Here is a 16251-nt window from a genome sequence, read left to right as displayed (position 1 = left end):
TCGAAATAGGCTGCTGGCTGCTCCCTCAAAAAGCTGCGTGTGTGGCGAATTCTGGATCGAACGGCAGTCCTACGGCCTCAAGCTATTCCTGCACATCCTTGCGGAAGGGCGTGTGCTCCTCGAGATACTCGCCCATGCGTTCGACCTCACGCCGCTCGCGCCTGAGATAGTCGGCGACGGCGTTGCGCAGACCGGGGTGCGAAATGTAGTGCGCCGAATGCATGGTCACGGGCCGATAGCCACGCGCCAGCTTGTGCTCGCCCTGCGCGCCTGCCTCCACCACCTTCAGCTTGCGCTCGATGGCGAAGTCGATCGCCTGATGGTAGCAGACCTCGAAATGCAGGAAGGGGTGGTCCTCGACGCAGCCCCAGTTGCGCCCGTAAAGCGCGTCCGAACCGATGAAGTTGATGGCGCCGGCGATGTAGCGGCCGTTCCGCTTGGCCATCACCAGAAGAATGTCGTCGGCCATGCGCTCGCCGATCAGCGAGAAGAAGTGCCGGTTGAGATAGGGCCGGCCCCATTTCCTGCCGCCGGTATCCATATAGAAGGCGAAGAAATCGTCCCAGGCGCTTTCGGTGAGATCCTTGCCGGTCAGCCAGTCGATCGAGATGCCGTCGGCATGCGCCTCGCGGCGCTCTTTCTTCATCGCCTTGCGTTTGCGCGAGGCAAGCGTGGCGAGGAAGTCGTCGTAGCTCGAAAAGCCTTCGTTGAAGAAATGGAACTGCTGGTCGGTGCGATGCAGGAAGCCCGCCGCTTCCAGCGTCGCGACGTCGAGCTCGTTGGCGAAGGTGACATGCGCGGAAGAGACGCCGAGCTTGTCGGTCACGAGTTTCAGGCCTTCCGCCAGTCCGGCTCTCACGGCACCTTCATTCTCGCCTTTGGAGACCAGCAGGCGAGGGCCGGTGACCGGCGTGAACGGCACCGAGCATTGAAGCTTGGGATAGTAGCGGCCGCCGGCGCGCTCGAAGGCGTCCGACCAGCCATGGTCGAAGACATATTCGCCCTGGCTGTGCGATTTGAGATAACAGGGTACGGCGCCGAGCAGCCTGCCTTGCGCGGTTTCCAACCTGAGATGATGGCCTTGCCAGCCGGTGCGCCGGACAGCGCATCCGGAATCTTCCAATGCGCTTAGAAAAGCGAATGAAACCAGTGGGTTGTAGCCGTTTTCTTTGTCGCTGCGCGTGGTTCCGGCAAAGCCGTTCCATTCCTCGCAGGTGAAGGCGCCGATACCCGCCGCGACGCGGACCGCATAATCCGCGTTCGCTGCCCGTCCATCGTCTTCGTCACCCTGATCCATGGGGCTTATTTAAGCTTCGCCAGGTTAGCTACAAGTCACGTTTGAGGCACCCGGCTCAAGCGACCTTCACCAGGCCAGGCTCGAAACCTTCGAAGGTCATCTGGTCGGCGTATTTGAAGGTGAGGTCGACCGCCGGCTGGTCGTGCACGGTCCATGTGATGACCGGCATTTTCAGCTTTTCGCGCACGAAGCTGACGAAGGGGTTGGGCAGGTCGCCGGCGGCGTAAGAGGTGAAGGCGAGGTCGTGCGCGAGCATGGCGAAATGCGCCTCGATCAACTGGTTGTCCCTGCCATAGGCGGTCAGCCCGCCGGGAATGCCAGGGGCGTCCTTGGCGAAGTCGCGGATCAGCCAGTGATCGAACGACATGATCGCCACCTTGCCCTTGTAGCGCTTGAGCAGCCGGCCGACGCTCGCCACCAGCCCGGCATCGTGGCCGGGAACGCCTTTCAGCTCGACCACCAGCGGCACGCGGCCGTCGATCAGGTCGAGCGCCTCCTCGAGCGTCGGCACGTGGTCCTTGGTGCCGCCGATCTTGAGCGTCGCCAGCTCGGCCGCGGTGCGTTGCCAGACGAAGCCGTCATGGCCGGTCAGGCGTTTCAGATCGCCGTCATGGATGATGACCGGAACGCCATCCGACGAGATATGCACGTCGCATTCGATGGCATAGCCGCGCTCGACCGCCGCGGCGAAGGCCGACAGCGTGTTTTCCCAGCGGGTCTTGTTCATGTCGTGGAAGCCGCGATGCGCGACGGGCTGCGCAATCAGCCAGGACAGATCGGTCATCTTAGGCCTCACTCGACTTCGAAGATCGCTTCGATCTCGACCGCGGCGTTGAGCGGCAGCGAGGCGGTGCCGACGGCGGAACGGGCGTGCTTGCCCCGCTCGCCGAGTGCCGCGACCAGGAAATCGGAGGCGCCGTTGGCGACAAGATGCTGTTCGACGAAATCCGGCGCGGAGGCGACGAAGACGGTGATCTTGACCACGCGCCTTATTTTTTCGAGATCGCCGAGGGCGGCCTTGGCCTGCGCCAGGATGTTGATGGCGCAGAATTTCGCACCTTCCTTGCCGGCTGCCGTGTCGATGTCGCGGCCGAGAAGACCGCTTGCCTGCAGCTTGCCGTCCTTCAGCGGCAGCTGGCCGGCGGTGAACAGCGTGTTGCCGGTGCGGCAATAGGGTACGTAGTTGGCGGCGGGCGCGGCGGCGGCCGGAAGGGTGACGCCAAGATCGCTTAGCCGCTTTTCGATTGTTTCGCTCATTGGTTTTCCCTATTGCTGGAAGACGCCGCGTTGGCCGGGCCGAAATTGCTATTTTTGCCTCGCTTCCGCCACGACTTTTTTTAAGCTGGACCATCTTTCCCTGCGGCCTGCCTCGCGGCCGTAACGATCGGAGTAACGCATGCGCGCAACGCGCCTTTTTATTGCCGCCGCCTGTCTCTCGGCGGCGCTTCCGATGACGCCGGCCTTTGCGGTGCCGGCGCTGCAGGCGCATCGCGCCGTCTACGATCTGACGCTCAGCAAGGCCTCCGACCGTTCAGGCATTACCGGCATCACCGGCCGCATGGTCTATGAGTTCAACGGCTCCGCCTGCGAAGGCTATACGGTCAAGTTCCGCTTCGTCACGCAGATCGTCACCAACGACAACACCAGGCTGACCGACCAGCAGACGACGACTTTCGAGGACGCCGAGGGCAAGACCTTTTCCTTCGTGACGAAATCCTTTGTCGACCAGAATCTCGACAAGGAAGTCAAAGGCACGGCCACCAGGGAAGCGAAGGGCCTCAAGGTCGATATCGACAAGCCGGAGAAGAGCAGCCTCGAGCTCGCGGCGACGCAGTTTCCGACCCAGCATCTGGTCGAGCTGATCGGCAAGGCCGAAAAAGGCGAGAATTTCTACCAGACCAATCTGTTCGACGGCTCCGAGGACGCCAACAAGGTGATGACCACCACCGTCATCGTCGGCAAGAAGACGGAAGCCAACAAGACGGATCCGGAAGCGCCGGCGCTGGCCAAGCTCGCCTCCGACAAATACTGGCCGGTCGACATCGCCTATTTCGACGATACCGACAAAAGCGGCGAGGAGGTGCCGGAATACCGGATCAGCTTCAAGCTGCACGAGAACGGCATCACCCGCGACCTCGTCATGGACTATGGCGACTTCTCGATGACAGGCAAGCTGGTGAACCTGTCGCTGTTCGACCAGACCAAGGCTTGCCCGGCGTCGAAATAGCAGCGCTTTCGCTTGCAACCCCAATCGCTAGACGTCGTGTGTGGGGATCATGGGATGCGGCAGGCCTGATGGCGGTTTATGTCGATGCGGCGATCTGGAAGTGGGCAGGCCGCCGCTGGTGCCATCTGCTCGCCGACGAAACCGAGGAACTGCACCGCTTCGCCGCCCAGCTTGGCCTCAAGCACTCGACCTATCAGGGACCGCCCAAGACCTCGGCGCCGCATTACGATATAACCAGTTTCGAGCGCACCCGCGCCGTGCGGCTTGGCGCTATCGAATGCAGCCGCGAGGAGATCGTTGCCGTCTTCCGCCGCGTTCGGGTGCCAAATGGGAAGGTGAAACGATGACCGTGACGGCATTTCTGGCTTATTGCGCCGCAATCACACTTGCCGCCGCCACACCTGGCCCTGCGATGTTCGCTGTCATCACCAATGGCATCTCGCGCGGCTTCGTGCGCGCGTTCATGGCCGGCGTGGGGGTCGCTGCGGGCGACGCCGTGCTGGTCACCCTGACGTTGGCCGGCCTGGTGGCCTTGGCCCAGACCTTCGAGTGGGTTTTTCTTTTGCTGAAATATGCCGGTGCTGCTTACCTGATCTTTCTCGGCGTCAGGATCTGGAGAGCCGCTGTTGCCGCGCAATCGGATGGATCCCATCAAACACCGGTCCGGCTGTCGCGGTCTTTCTTTCTCGGCGCATCGATCGCGCTCGGCAATCCGAAAGCGATGCTGTTCCACGCTTCCATCATGCCACTGATCCTGAACCTTGATGCGATGACTTTCGCCGATGGCCTGCTCGTGGTCCTTGTCGTGATCAGCGTCAACATCGTCGTCATGGGGCTCTATGCCGCGATGGCGGGGCGGGCGGCCGGATGGTTCCGGACCCCGAAGCGCATACGCCTCATGCACAGGCTTGCCGGCGGCGCGATGATCGGCACAGGTGCGCTGATTGCCGCACGTTGAGCCGTGAAGCGATGCATGGCTTGCGTTTATAACGCATCCCCTCTATATGCGCGCTCATTCCACACACGGACTTTGGTGTCTGCCCGGGAGAAATCCGGCTGAAACCTCCGGTGGCATCAGGACACATGTCCGAAATGCCTGTGTCCGTGGAGGCCAACCGGAAAGGAAATAAAGAATGGCTCTGCCAGATTTCAGCATGCGCCAGCTTTTGGAAGCTGGTGTTCACTTCGGCCACCAGACCCACCGCTGGAACCCGAAGATGGCGCCCTACATCTATGGCGCCCGCAACAACATCCACATCATCGATCTGTCGCAGACAGTGCCGTTGCTGCACCAGGCTCTGAAGCAGGTGTCCGACACCGTCGCCAAGGGCGGCCGCGTGCTGTTCGTCGGTACCAAGCGCCAGGCGTCCGACATTGTCGCCGACGCCGCGCAGCGTTCGGCCCAGTACTATGTCAACTCGCGCTGGCTGGGCGGCATGCTCACCAACTGGAAGACGATCTCGAACTCGATCCAGCGCCTGCGCAAGCTCGACGAGACGCTGGCCGGCGAGGCCCAGGGCCTCACCAAGAAGGAGCGGCTGAACCTCGACCGCGAGCGCGAGAAGCTCAACAAGGCTCTCGGCGGCATCAAGGACATGGGCTCGACGCCGGACCTGATGTTCGTCATCGACACCAACAAGGAAGCGATCGCCATCCTCGAGGCCAAGCGCCTCGGCATTCCGGTCGTGGCCATCATCGATTCGAACTGCGACCCGGACAAGATCGACTTCCCGATCCCCGGCAATGACGACGCGGCCCGCGCCATCCAGCTCTATTGCGACCTGATCGCCAAGGCCGCCATCGACGGCATCGCCCGCCAGCAGGGCGCGCTCGGCGTCGATATCGGCGCCTCGGCCGAGGCTCCGGTCGAGCCGGCGCTCGACACTCCGGCTGCCGAAGCTCCGGAAGCTTGATAAGGAAGGCCGGGTCCCGGCCTTCATCTTTCCAATAAATTGGCGCGCTAAAGCGCTTTTGCCGAGCGCATCACCCGAGTCCCGGTTGGTGCGTCGGCGCATTTTGAACCAAGAGGCGACAATGAGCATTTCGGCTGCACAGGTCAAAGAACTCCGCGACTTGACCGGCGCGGGCATGATGGACTGCAAGGCGGCGTTGAACGAAACCAACGGCAATATGGAAGAGGCCGTCGACTGGCTGCGCAAGAAGGGTATCTCCAAGGCCGACAAGAAGGCCGGGCGCACTGCCGCCGAGGGCCTGATCGGCGTTGACGCCGGCGTACGCGAAGCCGCCATCATCGAGGTCAATTCCGAGACCGACTTCGTCGCGCGCAACGAGCAGTTCCAGGAACTGGTCCGCAACATCGCGAAGGTCGCGCTCGCCTATGGCACCACCGACGCGGTTGCCGCGGCCAAGTATCCGGGCTCCGACAAGACGGTCACCGAGACCGTCAAGGACGCTGTCGGCACCATCGGCGAGAACATCAATTTCCGCCGTTCGGCCAAGCTCACCGTGCCGCATGGCGCGGTGGCGACCTATGTCCACAATGCGGTTGCCGACGGCCTCGGCAAGCTCGGCGTGCTGGTCGCGATCGAGACCACGGGCAATGAACATGCAGCCAATGCGTTCGCTCGCCAGGTTGCCATGCATGTCGCTGCCACCAATCCGATGGCGCTGACAGCGGAACAAATCGATCCGGCAGCGGTCGAGCGCGAGAAGGCGATCTTTGCCGACCAGGCGCGCCAGACCGGCAAGCCGGAAGCGATCATCGAGAAGATGGTCGAGGGCCGCCTGCGCAAATTCTACGAAGAGGTCGTCCTTCTGAAGCAGGCCTTCGTGCTCAATCCCGACATCACCGTCGAGAAGGCGCTGAAGGATGCCGAGAAGGAGATCGGTGCTCCGGCCAAGATCACTGCCTATCTGCGCTTCGCGCTTGGCGAAGGCATCGAGAAAGAAACGACCGACTTTGCGGCGGAAGTCGCTGCCGCGGTCAAGAAATAGCTCTGATCCCAAGGGAGCGCCCAGCGTTTCCCTTAAGGTGACGAGCTCACGAGCTCAGGCGACTCGGCCGGGTGTCCGCATGGATGCTCGGCCGATTTCTTGTGCGGTGTCGATAAAAGCCCTGAGCTTCGGCGCCATCGATGCGCGGCGCGGGAAGTAAAGGAAGAGGCCGGGCTCCTGGATCGCCATCTGCGGCAGGATCTGGACGAGGCGGCCGGCCGCCAGGTCGGCGCGCACCAGCGGCTCGAACACGTAGGCGAGCCCGACCCCGGCCAGCGCCAGATCGATGGCGCCAAGCGAATCCGTGACGATGGCCGTGCCGCGCGTTTCGACGACGACATCCTTGCCGTTGTCGTTCAGGTCCCAGCGGTAAAGCGCGCCCGATCGGACCAGCCGGTAGCCGATGCAGTTGTGATTGGCGAGATCGGCCACGTCGCGCGGACGGCCGTGCTTAGCGATATAGGCGGGAGAGGCGACGATCACGGCTTTGAACGGCGGCGTCATCCTGACGGTGACCATGTCCTGCGCGATCATTTCACCCAGCCGGATGCCGGCGTCAAAGCCTTCGCCGACGATATCGATAAGTCCCTGGTCGGCCACGATCTCGACCGTCACGTCGGGGTAGCGTTCCGCCACCGCCGCAACCACCGGCGTCACCGCCAGGGGGATCGCTATGTTGGAGGCGTTGATCCTGAGCAGGCCGGCAGGCCTTCCCTTCACGCCGCGGATGCGGTCCATCCGCTCGCCGATGTCCTGCAGGGCCGGGGCCGCCGTCTCCACCAGCGCCTTGCCCGCTTCGGTCAGCGAGACGCTGCGCGTCGTGCGGGCAAAGAGCGGCTGGCCGATGCGCTCTTCCACCAGCCGCACCGCATGGCTGACGGCAGACGGACTCATGCCGAGCTCAGCCGCGGCGAGCGCGAAGCCGCCGCGCCGCGCCACGGCGACGATGACCGGCAGGTGCGTGAGCAAATCGCGATCCATTCATGAATGATATCGCACAGTCCATGCGAACAATGCAATCTTATCGACGCCTTTGAGCTGCTCCACATTATCGTCAACACGTCGGCGGCGGACTGATGCCCAAGGAGAGAAGAAATGAACGCATTGAGACATGTAACTTTTGCCGCTGGCATGGCGCTGGCGCCGATCGATGCCGGCGGCGCCGAGCCGGCCGGCTGGCAGGCGCTTACCGACGAGGGCGCCGTCATCCGCATCGCCGACGCCATCGACCGCGCGGTGGACGCGCAGGACTGGAAGCTCGCCCGCAGCTATTTCGCCGAGCGTGTCACCGCCGATTTCAGCAGCCTGTCCGGGCAGCCCGCAGCCAACATCGCTTCCGACGATCTGATCGGCGCCTGGGCGGGCAACCTCAAGGGCAGCAAGACCAGCCTGCATCTGCGCACCAACCATCAGGTCGCGCTTGAAGCCAACGCCGCGACTGTCCGTTCCAACGGCTATGCCTGGAACCGGATGGAAGGCAACGGCGACCCGCTGTGGGAAGTCTGGGGCACCTACGAGCACCACCTGACGCGCTCGGCGTCCGGCTGGAAGGTCGACGGCTTCACCTTCCGCATGACGCACGAGCGCGGCAATCCCTGGGTCAAGGCGACCCCCGGCCAGTAAGCGGCGGCAACCGGATCGAAACGGACACGACGATGACCATGACCTATTACACGTTGGGCAACAGCGGGTTGCGCGTCAGCCGGCTGGCTCTCGGCACCATGACCTTTGGCACCGAATGGGGCTGGGGTGCTGACAGGGACACCGCCCGCGCGATGTTCGACGCCTATGTCGAAGCGGGCGGCAATTTCTTCGATACAGCCGACCTTTACACCGGGGGCACCGCCGAGACCTGGCTCGGCGAGTTCGTCGCCGAGCGGGGCCTGCGCGACAGGGCAGTGATCGCCACCAAATTCACCATGAATTCCGAGGCCGGCAATCCGAATGCCGGCGGCAACGGCCGCAAGAACGTCATGCGCGCCGTGGAGGCGTCGCTGAAACGGCTCGGCACCGACTATATCGACCTCTACCTTCTGCATGTCTGGGACAGGATCACCCCGGCCGAGGAGGTGCTGCGCACGCTGGACGACCTCGTTCGCGCCGGCAAGGTGCGCCATATCGGCCTCTCCGACGTGCCGGCCTGGTATGCCGGTTGCGCCCAGGCGATCGCCGAACTGCGCGGCTACGAGCCGGTCTCGGCGCTGCAGCTCGAATACTCGCTGGCCGAGCGCGCCATCGAACATGAATACGTGCCGTTCGCCACCCGTCATGGCGCAGGCATCATGGCGTGGAGCCCTTTGGCCAGCGGCCTGCTCAGCGGCAAATACAGACCGACGCAAGCCGGAAACGCCGGGCGGCTCGACGGTTTCCGCAACACCACGCATCCCGGCTTCCAGAAGTTCAGCGACCGCAACTGGGCGATCGTGGCGGAACTCGAGAAGGTGGCCGCCGAGCTCGGCCGCAGCATGGCCCAGGTCGCGCTCAACTGGGCGGCGACGCAGCCGGGCATCGCTTCCGTCATCCTTGGAGCGACGAAGCCTGCGCAGATCGAGGATAATCTCGGCGCGCTCGATTTTTCGATTCCCGCCGAACTTCGCGCCCGGCTGGAAAAGGTCAGCGCCACGCCTGCGCCGTTCCCGCATTCCTATTTCGGCTCCGAGATTCAGGTCCGGGTGACCGGCGGCGCCGTGACCGGCGACAAGCCGGCCGGTTATTCGCCTCCCGTCATGATCGAAGGCGAGGCGGTCAGCATCTCAAGTAACTGATCAAAAGGCGGCAACTGACCCAAAAAGCCTGGAATTTTGCACGAGGGCGCGGCGTGACATCGCCGCGCCCTTCGTGTATCGGGTCAACCCGTCATGACAGCATCGCCGGATGAAGCGGGGGCGGTTTCGCCTCCAAAATTGCCGCGCCGAGATTTCGAGGAATGAGATGACGGTGAAGCCCCTCTATCGACGTGTCGTGCTGAAAGCTTCCGGCGAAGCATTGATGGGCGAGCAGCATTTCGGCATCGACGTCTCGGTCGTCGACCGCATCGCCGCCGACATCGCCGAGGCGCGCGCGCTAGGCGTGGAAGTGGGCGTCGTCATCGGTGGCGGCAACATCTTTCGCGGCGTCGCCGTGGCCTCGAAGGGCGGCGACCGCGTCACCGGCGATCACATGGGCATGCTCGCCACCGTCATCAACTCGCTGGCGCTGCGCACCTCGCTCAACAAGATCGGCGTCGACGCCGTCGTGCTTTCGGCGATCGCCATGCCGGAGCTCTGCGAGAGCTTTTCCCAGCGCCAGGCGACCGCCTACATGAACCAGGGCAAGGTCGTCATCTTTGCCGGCGGCACCGGCAATCCCTTCTTCACCACCGATTCGGCCGCGGCCCTTCGCGCCGCCGAGATCGGCGCCGATGCGTTGTTCAAGGGCACGCAGGTCGACGGGGTCTATTCGGCCGACCCCAAGAAGGACCCGAATGCGGTCCGTTTCGATCGTATCAGCCATGCGGAAGTCATCAAACGCGGGCTTGCGATCATGGACACCGCCGCGATTGCACTTGCGCGCGAAAACAACATTCCGATAATCGTCTATTCGATCCACGAAAAAGGTGGTTTCGGCGATATTCTGAGGGGCGGCGGCCATTGCACGGTCGTCACGGACAAGTAACAGGCGCCGGGATCCGTTACGCGGCTACGGAATCCTGGACCAAATAACGATAGAAGCAGTGAACCCGGCGAACGGGTCGAGGAGATGATCATGAGTGGCGAGTTCGAAGACCTGAAGCGACGCATGGACGGGGCGATCGCCGCCTTCAAGCACGATCTGGCTTCGCTGCGCACCGGCCGGGCGTCCAGCAACCTGCTCGACGCCGTCCAGGTGCAGGCATACGGTACGACGATGCCGATCAACCAGGTGGCCAATGTGACAGTGCCTGAGCCGCGCATGATTTCGGTCTCGGTCTGGGACAAGTCGATGGTCAGCGCGGTCGACCGCGCCATCCGCGAAGCCAATCTCGGCTTCAACCCGATCGTCGACGGCACCAATCTGCGGATTCCGTTGCCCGAGCTCAACGAGCAACGCCGCAAGGAACTGGTCAAGATATCGCACGGCTATGCCGAGAATGCCCGTGTCGCCGCGCGCCATGTCCGTCGCGACGGGATGGATTTCCTCAAGAAGGCGGAAAAGGACGGCACCATCAGCGAGGACGATCAGCGCAAGCGCTCCGACCAGGTGCAGAAGCTGACCGACGAGACGATCAGCACCATCGATCACCTGCTTTCCGATAAGGAAGCTGAAATCATGCAGGTTTAGGGGTCGGGTTTTCCGGCTCGAAAGCGAGACCATGGCAACGCCCGCGCATGTCGCGATCATCATGGATGGAAACGGACGCTGGGCCAAGGCGCGCGGCCTGCCGCGCCTTGCCGGACACCGCGCCGGCGTCGAGGCCCTGCGCAAGACGGTCCGCGCCGCGCCCGAGCTTGGCATCTCCTACCTGACCGTCTACGCTTTTTCCTCGGAGAACTGGTCGCGGCCGAAAACCGAGGTCAGCGACCTCATGGGTCTGTTGAAGCTGTTCATCCGCCGCGATCTCGCCGAACTGCACCAGAACGGCGTGCGGGTGAGGGTGATCGGCGACAAGGAGGGGCTGCAGCCCGACATCAGGGGACTGCTGCAGGAGGCCGAATCGCTGACCGCCGGCAACGAGTCGCTGACGCTGGTGATCGCCTTCAACTATGGCGGCCGTGACGAGATCGTGCGCACGGCGCGCAAGCTGGCGGATGCCGTCGCGCGCGGCGACATGGCGAGCGACGCGATCACGGCGGAAAGTTTTGCCGCGTCGCTCGACACAAAGGGCATTCCCGATCCCGAGCTGGTGATCCGCACCAGCGGCGAACTCAGGCTGTCGAACTTCCTTCTCTGGCAGGCGGCCTATAGCGAGCTCGTCTTCCTGCCTTGCTATTGGCCGGACTTCAGCCGCGAGCACCTGGCCGACGCCTTGCGCGACTTTGCCGGCCGCGAACGACGCTTCGGCGGGCTTGCCGCCCGCGATGTCGCGCTTTAGGCGCCGCCACGAATGAGCAACCTCAAGCAGCGCGTCATCTCGGCAATCGTGATGGCGGCGCTGACGCTTGCGCTCACCTGGCTCGGCGGGTTGCCGTTCCGGCTGTTTAGCGCGGGAATCGCTGCGCTGATCTTCTATGAATGGACGCGCATGGCGCGCGCCGGGAGCGGCGCGGCTCTCGGCTTCCTGCCGGAAACCCTGATTCTGGTCTTCATCGGCGCGCTGATCGCTGGGCTGCCAGCCTTGTGGCTGCTCTTGCTCGTCGCGATCCTTGTGGCGGTCGCGGCCATTGCCGCTCGGATCAAGGGGGCTGCGTCCTGGGAAGCCCCTGGACTTGCCTATGCGGCTCTTTCCGGCTTTTCGCTCGCTTTTCTCCGTGACGACAATCATTCCGGGCTGATTGCGATTCTCTTCCTGTTCGCCGTGGTCTGGGCGACCGACATTGGCGCCTATTTCGTCGGCCGCGCGGTCGGCGGACCCAAGCTCGCGCCGTCGATCTCACCCGGCAAGACGCAGAGCGGCGCGCTTGGCGGCGCGGCAGGCGGCGTTGTTGCCGGATTGCTGCTGGCAGTTGCGGCCGGGGCCGGCAATCTCGTCCAGCTTGGCCTCGTGGCGCTCGCTCTTTCGATCGTTTCGCAGATCGGCGATCTGTTCGAATCATGGGTCAAGCGCCGGCACGGCGCCAAAGATTCGAGCAACCTCATTCCCGGCCATGGCGGCGTCATGGACAGGGTGGACGGGCTTGTCGCGGCCGCGTTCGCGCTGTACGTCATGGGCTGGATCGCGGCGGGCGCCGAGCATCCGGCATTGGGGCTATTTCCGAACTGAACGGCGGGGTAAGGCGAAAAATGGCGCGCGCCACGGATTCGCCCGGATTGATGCCACAGTCGCGGTGGAATGTCGCGCGTGGGCGAATTTGAGGGCATGACTTGAACGACATCTTTCACGCGGTCTTCAGCACACAAGGCTTCGTCCTTGGCACGCTGGTGCCGTTCCTGTTCGTGCTGACCGTGGTCGTGTTCGTCCACGAGATGGGCCACTATCTGGTCGGCCGCTGGTGCGGCATCGGGGTGAAGGCTTTTTCCATCGGCTTCGGCCCTGAGATCTTCGGTTTCTACGATCGCCGCGGCACGCGCTGGAAGCTTTGCGCCATTCCGCTTGGCGGCTACGTCAAATTCGTCGGCGATATGAACGCGACGTCGAGCCAGCCGAGCACCGAAGAGCTCGAATCGCTGACGGAAGCCGAGCGCGAGGTCGCCTTTCATACGCAACCCATATGGAAGCGGGCTGCTACCGTGGTTGCCGGGCCGCTGTTCAATTTTCTGCTGACGATCGCCGTGTTCACGGTGCTGTTTTCCCTCTATGGCCGTCCAGTCCTGGAGCCGACAGTCGCCGAAGTCACCAAGGGCAGCCCGGCGGAAAAGGCTGGAATCCAGCCAGGCGACCGATTCGTCAAAGTCGACGGCAGCAAGGTGGAGACCTTTGCCGACGTGCAGCGGCTGGTTTCGGGCCGGGCGGGCGACGCCATCACCTTCACCATGCTGCGCGACGGCAAGGAAATCGACGTTACGGCCACGCCGGAGCCCATGGAGCAGCAGGATGCGCTGGGCAACAAGATCAAGGTCGCGGTTATTGGCGTCGTCAACAACGCCGAACTCGGCCAGCCGCGCCTGATCTCCTATACGCCGGCCGGCGCCGTGGTGGCGGCGGTGGAGGAAACCGGGCATGTGATCGAGCGCACCGGCCAGTTCCTGCAGCGCTTTGCGCTGGGACGCGAGGACAAATGCCAACTGGGCGGTCCGATCAAGATCGCGAAGATGTCGGGACAGGCAGCCAAGCTCGGCTTCGAGTGGTTGGTGCAGCTTGTTGCATTTCTGTCAGTCGGGATAGGTTTTCTCAATCTCCTGCCGATTCCCCCTCTCGACGGCGGCCACCTCTTGTTCTACGGCGTGGAGGCCGTCATAAGGCGACCGGTTTCGGAGCGAATGATGGAGATGGCCTATAGGACCGGGCTGTTCCTGGTGCTGGGCTTCATGGGCTTCGTGTTTTGGAATGATCTGTTTGGATGCTGAAATCATGAAGAAATTTGGCTTCAGACCCGGTCGCATTGAGATGCCGTTTACCATGCGTGGGGATATGCGTGACGCGAAAGCCACGCGGTACGGTTAAGTAAATACAAATTAACCGGGAGCCTTGCGTGTAGGGAAAATCCGGTTAATACGGTAAGGGAAAATACCGCACGTCCGGTTTTCTCGCCGTGGGGACTACGAGAAAAAGGTACAAAAGCCCGATGAAGGCAGCATCCAAGTTTCTGAGCGCCGCTTCCGCGGCGGCTTTGTCCGCCGCTCTGGTCGTGCCAGGCGCGCTCGCAGTGCAGTTCGCCGCCACGTCTGTGGCTGAGGCCGCGGTCATTTCGCGTGTCGAGGTCAGCGGCAACCAGCGGGTCGATGCGGAAACCATCCGCAATTACATCTCGATCAAGCCGGGCAAGCCCTTCTCCAGCTCCGATATCGACGATGCCGTCAAGGCGCTGTTCGGCACCGGTCTGTTCTCGGACGTTCAGATCAACCAGGTCGGTTCGAGCCTGGTCGTCAAGGTTTCCGAGTACAAGGTCGTCAACCAGGTCCTGTTCCAGGGCAACAAGAAGCTGAAGGACAACGCGCTCCAGGCCGCCATCCAGCTGAAGCCGCGCGCGACCTTCTCGCAGCAGGCGCTCGATGCCGACGTCGAGGCGGTCAAGGCCGCCTACAAGCGCATCGGCCGCGACGACGCTGCCGTGACCACGCAGATCATGGATCTCGGCGACAACCGCGTGAACGTGGTCTTCAACATCAACGAAGGCGGTCGCACCCAGATCGCGGCGATCAATTTCGTCGGCAACCACGCTTATTCCAGCCGCCGCCTGTCGGATGTCATCAACACCAAGCGCTCGTCCTGGCTGTCCTTTGTGCTGCGCGACGACGTCTATGATGAGGACAAGCTGCGCGCCGACCAGGAACTGCTGCGCCGCTTCTACTACAATCACGGCTATGCCGACTTCCAGGTCGTCTCGGCCGTCGGCGAGCTCGACGACACCACCAACAAATACACGGTCACCATCACCGTGCAGGAAGGCGACCGCTATACGTTCGGCGACGTCAGCGTGGAAAGCACCATCCCGGAAGTCGACTCGAAGTCGCTGGAGTCCGCGGTCGAGACCCACAAGGGCGACGTCTACAACGCCAAGGATGTCGAGGATTCGATCGTTGCGTTGACCGAAAAGGTCGCGGGTTCGGGCTATGCCTTCGCCCAGGTGACGCCGCGCGGCGACCGTAATTTCGAGAACCACACCATTTCGGTCGTCTACACCATCGATCAGGGCACCAAGGCCTATGTCGAGCGCATCGAAATCCGCGGCAACGACCGCACGCGCGACTATGTCATCCGTCGCGAATTCGATGTCAGCGAAGGCGATGCCTTCAACCAGGTTCTCATCCAGCGCGCGAAGAAGCGGCTGGAAAACCTTGATTATTTCCAGTCCGTCGACATTTCGACCGTGCCTGGCTCGGCCCCTGACCAGGTCGTGCTCGTGGTCACCGTGGTCGAGAAGTCGACCGGCGAGTTCTCGGTCGGCGCCGGCTATTCGACCGGCGGCGACACGCCTGGCCCATCCATCGAGGGCTCGATCACCGAGCGCAACTTCCTCGGCCGCGGCCAGTACATCAAGCTGTCCGCCGGCGGCGGCAAGCATTCGCGCGACTTCGCCGTTTCCTTCACCGAGCCCTATTTCCTCGGCCGGCGCATCGCCGCAGGCTTCGACATCTACAAGTCGACCCGCGAGTACAATCACTACGATACGGACACCACCGGCGCGACGGTTCGGTTCGGCCTGCCGATCACCGACAACATTTCGACGCAGCTGGCGTACAATATCTCCCAGGAAAAATATTCTCTCGCTGACGGGTGCTTGAATGCGGGTGGTGCCTACGATCCATCGAAGTGCACCATCTCCCAGGCGATTCGGGATGGCGTTGCAGAAAGCCCTTGGCTCAAGTCGTCGGTCAGCCTCGGCCTGGTCTACAACACCATCGACGATATGAAGAACCCGCATGAGGGCCTTTATATCACCGGTACAACCGAGTTCGCTGGTTTGGGCGGCGACGCCAAGTGGGTGAAGGTGACCGGTCGTGCGAGCGTCTACCAGACCTTGTCGGAACAGCTTGACCTTGTCGGCCTTGTTTCGGGTGGGGCCGGTTATATCGCGGGCTACGGCAGTAACGATCTCCGTATCTTCGATCTCTTCCAGAGTAACGATCGAATGATCCGCGGCTTCGAGTATGGTGGCATGGGTCCTGTGGCCAGTGACGGCAGCGGCGATCACCTTGGCGGCACGACTTATTTCAACGCCTCGGCAGAAGCCCAGTTCCCGCTTCCGGTTATTCCGGAGAGCTTCGGGTTGCGCGGTGCTGTGTTCGCTGATGCGGCGACGCTCTATGGCAACAAACTTGCCGACGTTAACCCGGACTCCGTCGGCATGAAGCTCCGCGCGTCGGTCGGTGTCGGCCTGATGTGGGCTTCGCCGTTCGGCCCGATCCGCATCGACTATGCGATCCCGGTCAAGAAAGAGTCGACCGACAACGTGCAGGAATTCAACTTCGGTATCGCGACCCGCTTCTGATTTCGTGGTTGCGAATGGTTCCGGGCCGGCTGACGGCCCGGAGTGGACTGATCCGACCCAGCTGG

The 16251-nt window shown here is 62.8% G+C and carries 17 protein-coding genes; 13 read left to right on the top strand and 4 right to left on the bottom strand.

Features of this window, described 5'->3' with window-relative positions:
• Positions 1-82: 82 nt before the first annotated feature.
• From WDX12_RS27500 to WDX12_RS27490, 3 genes are read right to left on the bottom strand one after another with little or no spacing between them, the layout of a single operon-like run.
• Positions 83-1297 carry a GNAT family N-acetyltransferase gene (locus tag WDX12_RS27500; protein ID WP_434722695.1) on the bottom strand — a complete coding sequence of 405 codons (1215 nt, stop codon included), beginning with the start codon at positions 1295-1297 and terminating at the stop codon, positions 83-85.
• Between the two features lie 55 nt (positions 1298-1352).
• On the bottom strand, positions 1353-2081 hold the full coding sequence (locus tag WDX12_RS27495) for a glycerophosphodiester phosphodiesterase (protein ID WP_434722694.1): 729 nt from the start codon (positions 2079-2081) through the stop codon (positions 1353-1355).
• A gap of 8 nt (positions 2082-2089) precedes the next feature.
• The gene (locus WDX12_RS27490) at positions 2090-2554 is read right to left on the bottom strand and encodes a RidA family protein (RefSeq protein ID WP_320295708.1); all 465 of its coding nucleotides are present in this window, start codon (positions 2552-2554) and stop codon (positions 2090-2092) included.
• 139 nt (positions 2555-2693) lie between these two features.
• On the opposite strand from WDX12_RS27490, the gene WDX12_RS27485 reads away from it, so the two are divergent.
• From WDX12_RS27485 to tsf, 5 genes are all read left to right on the top strand, one after another.
• The gene (locus WDX12_RS27485) at positions 2694-3524 is read left to right on the top strand and encodes a cell envelope integrity EipB family protein (RefSeq protein WP_434722693.1); all 831 of its coding nucleotides are present in this window, start codon (positions 2694-2696) and stop codon (positions 3522-3524) included.
• 68 nt (positions 3525-3592) lie between these two features.
• Complete coding sequence (locus tag WDX12_RS27480) at positions 3593-3871, top strand: DUF4031 domain-containing protein (RefSeq protein ID WP_320295706.1); 279 nt, start codon at positions 3593-3595, stop codon at positions 3869-3871.
• Positions 3868-4482 carry a LysE family translocator gene (locus WDX12_RS27475; protein WP_320295705.1) on the top strand — a complete coding sequence of 205 codons (615 nt, stop codon included), beginning with the start codon at positions 3868-3870 and terminating at the stop codon, positions 4480-4482. The genes WDX12_RS27480 and WDX12_RS27475 overlap by 4 nt, the downstream gene beginning before the upstream one ends.
• A 175-nt stretch (positions 4483-4657) precedes the next feature.
• Positions 4658-5437: a 30S ribosomal protein S2 gene (rpsB, locus tag WDX12_RS27470; protein ID WP_040994986.1), complete on the top strand. Its 780-nt coding sequence runs from the start codon at positions 4658-4660 to the stop codon at positions 5435-5437.
• Between the two features lie 121 nt (positions 5438-5558).
• Positions 5559-6479: a translation elongation factor Ts gene (gene tsf / locus WDX12_RS27465; protein WP_434722692.1), complete on the top strand. Its 921-nt coding sequence runs from the start codon at positions 5559-5561 to the stop codon at positions 6477-6479.
• A gap of 54 nt (positions 6480-6533) precedes the next feature.
• Here tsf and WDX12_RS27460 read toward each other — a convergent pair whose 3' ends face one another.
• Positions 6534-7460 (bottom strand): LysR family transcriptional regulator, encoded by a 927-nt coding sequence (locus tag WDX12_RS27460; RefSeq protein ID WP_320295703.1) that lies wholly within the window; start codon positions 7458-7460, stop codon positions 6534-6536.
• Positions 7461-7574: 114 nt separating this feature from the next.
• Between WDX12_RS27460 and WDX12_RS27455 the strand changes: the two genes are divergently transcribed.
• The 8 genes from WDX12_RS27455 (at position 7575) to bamA (ending at position 16186) form a co-directional block, all read left to right on the top strand.
• Positions 7575-8102, top strand: a complete 528-nt coding sequence (locus tag WDX12_RS27455; protein ID WP_320295702.1) for a nuclear transport factor 2 family protein — start codon at positions 7575-7577, stop codon at positions 8100-8102.
• A gap of 32 nt (positions 8103-8134) precedes the next feature.
• Positions 8135-9244, top strand: a complete 1110-nt coding sequence (locus WDX12_RS27450) for an aldo/keto reductase (RefSeq protein WP_434722691.1) — start codon at positions 8135-8137, stop codon at positions 9242-9244.
• Between the two features lie 166 nt (positions 9245-9410).
• A complete protein-coding gene (gene pyrH / locus WDX12_RS27445; protein WP_040987265.1) occupies positions 9411-10133 on the top strand; it encodes a UMP kinase in 723 nt (240 codons plus the stop codon).
• A 90-nt stretch (positions 10134-10223) separates the two neighbouring features.
• Positions 10224-10778, top strand: a complete 555-nt coding sequence (gene frr / locus WDX12_RS27440; RefSeq protein WP_140642694.1) for a ribosome recycling factor — start codon at positions 10224-10226, stop codon at positions 10776-10778.
• Positions 10779-10809: 31 nt separating this feature from the next.
• Positions 10810-11529, top strand: coding sequence for an isoprenyl transferase (locus WDX12_RS27435; RefSeq protein WP_320295700.1), 720 nt, complete (start codon positions 10810-10812; stop codon positions 11527-11529).
• A 12-nt stretch (positions 11530-11541) separates the two neighbouring features.
• The gene (locus WDX12_RS27430; protein WP_434722690.1) at positions 11542-12357 is read left to right on the top strand and encodes a phosphatidate cytidylyltransferase; all 816 of its coding nucleotides are present in this window, start codon (positions 11542-11544) and stop codon (positions 12355-12357) included.
• Between the two features lie 101 nt (positions 12358-12458).
• Complete coding sequence (rseP, locus tag WDX12_RS27425; RefSeq protein ID WP_434722689.1) at positions 12459-13601, top strand: RIP metalloprotease RseP; 1143 nt, start codon at positions 12459-12461, stop codon at positions 13599-13601.
• 218 nt (positions 13602-13819) lie between these two features.
• Positions 13820-16186 (top strand): outer membrane protein assembly factor BamA, encoded by a 2367-nt coding sequence (bamA, locus tag WDX12_RS27420; RefSeq protein WP_434722688.1) that lies wholly within the window; start codon positions 13820-13822, stop codon positions 16184-16186.
• Positions 16187-16251: the final 65 nt, after the last annotated feature.

It is taken from the genome of Mesorhizobium sp. RIZ17 (genome assembly GCF_051127865.1).
In the GTDB taxonomy this organism is placed as follows: Bacteria; Pseudomonadota; Alphaproteobacteria; order Rhizobiales; family Rhizobiaceae; genus Mesorhizobium; species Mesorhizobium humile.
The sequence above is the reverse complement of the archived record's forward strand: the minus strand, read 5'-3'. Positions and strand labels throughout refer to the sequence as shown.

Excerpts from the sequence above, each read along its gene's own strand:
- pyrH (WP_040987265.1), top strand. The coding sequence starts at position 9,411 with ATGACGGTGAAGCCCCTCTATCGACGTGTCGTGCTGAAAGCTTCCGGC.
- WDX12_RS27500 (WP_434722695.1), bottom strand. The coding sequence starts at position 1,297 with ATGGATCAGGGTGACGAAGACGATGGACGGGCAGCGAACGCGGATTAT.
- WDX12_RS27460 (WP_320295703.1), bottom strand. The coding sequence starts at position 7,460 with ATGGATCGCGATTTGCTCACGCACCTGCCGGTCATCGTCGCCGTGGCG.
- WDX12_RS27480 (WP_320295706.1), top strand. The coding sequence starts at position 3,593 with ATGGCGGTTTATGTCGATGCGGCGATCTGGAAGTGGGCAGGCCGCCGC.
- WDX12_RS27495 (WP_434722694.1), bottom strand. The coding sequence starts at position 2,081 with ATGACCGATCTGTCCTGGCTGATTGCGCAGCCCGTCGCGCATCGCGGC.
- tsf (WP_434722692.1), top strand. The coding sequence starts at position 5,559 with ATGAGCATTTCGGCTGCACAGGTCAAAGAACTCCGCGACTTGACCGGC.
- WDX12_RS27450 (WP_434722691.1), top strand. The coding sequence starts at position 8,135 with ATGACCATGACCTATTACACGTTGGGCAACAGCGGGTTGCGCGTCAGC.
- bamA (WP_434722688.1), top strand. The coding sequence starts at position 13,820 with ATGAAGGCAGCATCCAAGTTTCTGAGCGCCGCTTCCGCGGCGGCTTTG.
- WDX12_RS27455 (WP_320295702.1), top strand. The coding sequence starts at position 7,575 with ATGAACGCATTGAGACATGTAACTTTTGCCGCTGGCATGGCGCTGGCG.
- WDX12_RS27435 (WP_320295700.1), top strand. The coding sequence starts at position 10,810 with ATGGCAACGCCCGCGCATGTCGCGATCATCATGGATGGAAACGGACGC.
- WDX12_RS27430 (WP_434722690.1), top strand. The coding sequence starts at position 11,542 with ATGAGCAACCTCAAGCAGCGCGTCATCTCGGCAATCGTGATGGCGGCG.
- WDX12_RS27475 (WP_320295705.1), top strand. The coding sequence starts at position 3,868 with ATGACCGTGACGGCATTTCTGGCTTATTGCGCCGCAATCACACTTGCC.
- WDX12_RS27485 (WP_434722693.1), top strand. The coding sequence starts at position 2,694 with ATGCGCGCAACGCGCCTTTTTATTGCCGCCGCCTGTCTCTCGGCGGCG.
- frr (WP_140642694.1), top strand. The coding sequence starts at position 10,224 with ATGAGTGGCGAGTTCGAAGACCTGAAGCGACGCATGGACGGGGCGATC.
- rpsB (WP_040994986.1), top strand. The coding sequence starts at position 4,658 with ATGGCTCTGCCAGATTTCAGCATGCGCCAGCTTTTGGAAGCTGGTGTT.
- WDX12_RS27490 (WP_320295708.1), bottom strand. The coding sequence starts at position 2,554 with ATGAGCGAAACAATCGAAAAGCGGCTAAGCGATCTTGGCGTCACCCTT.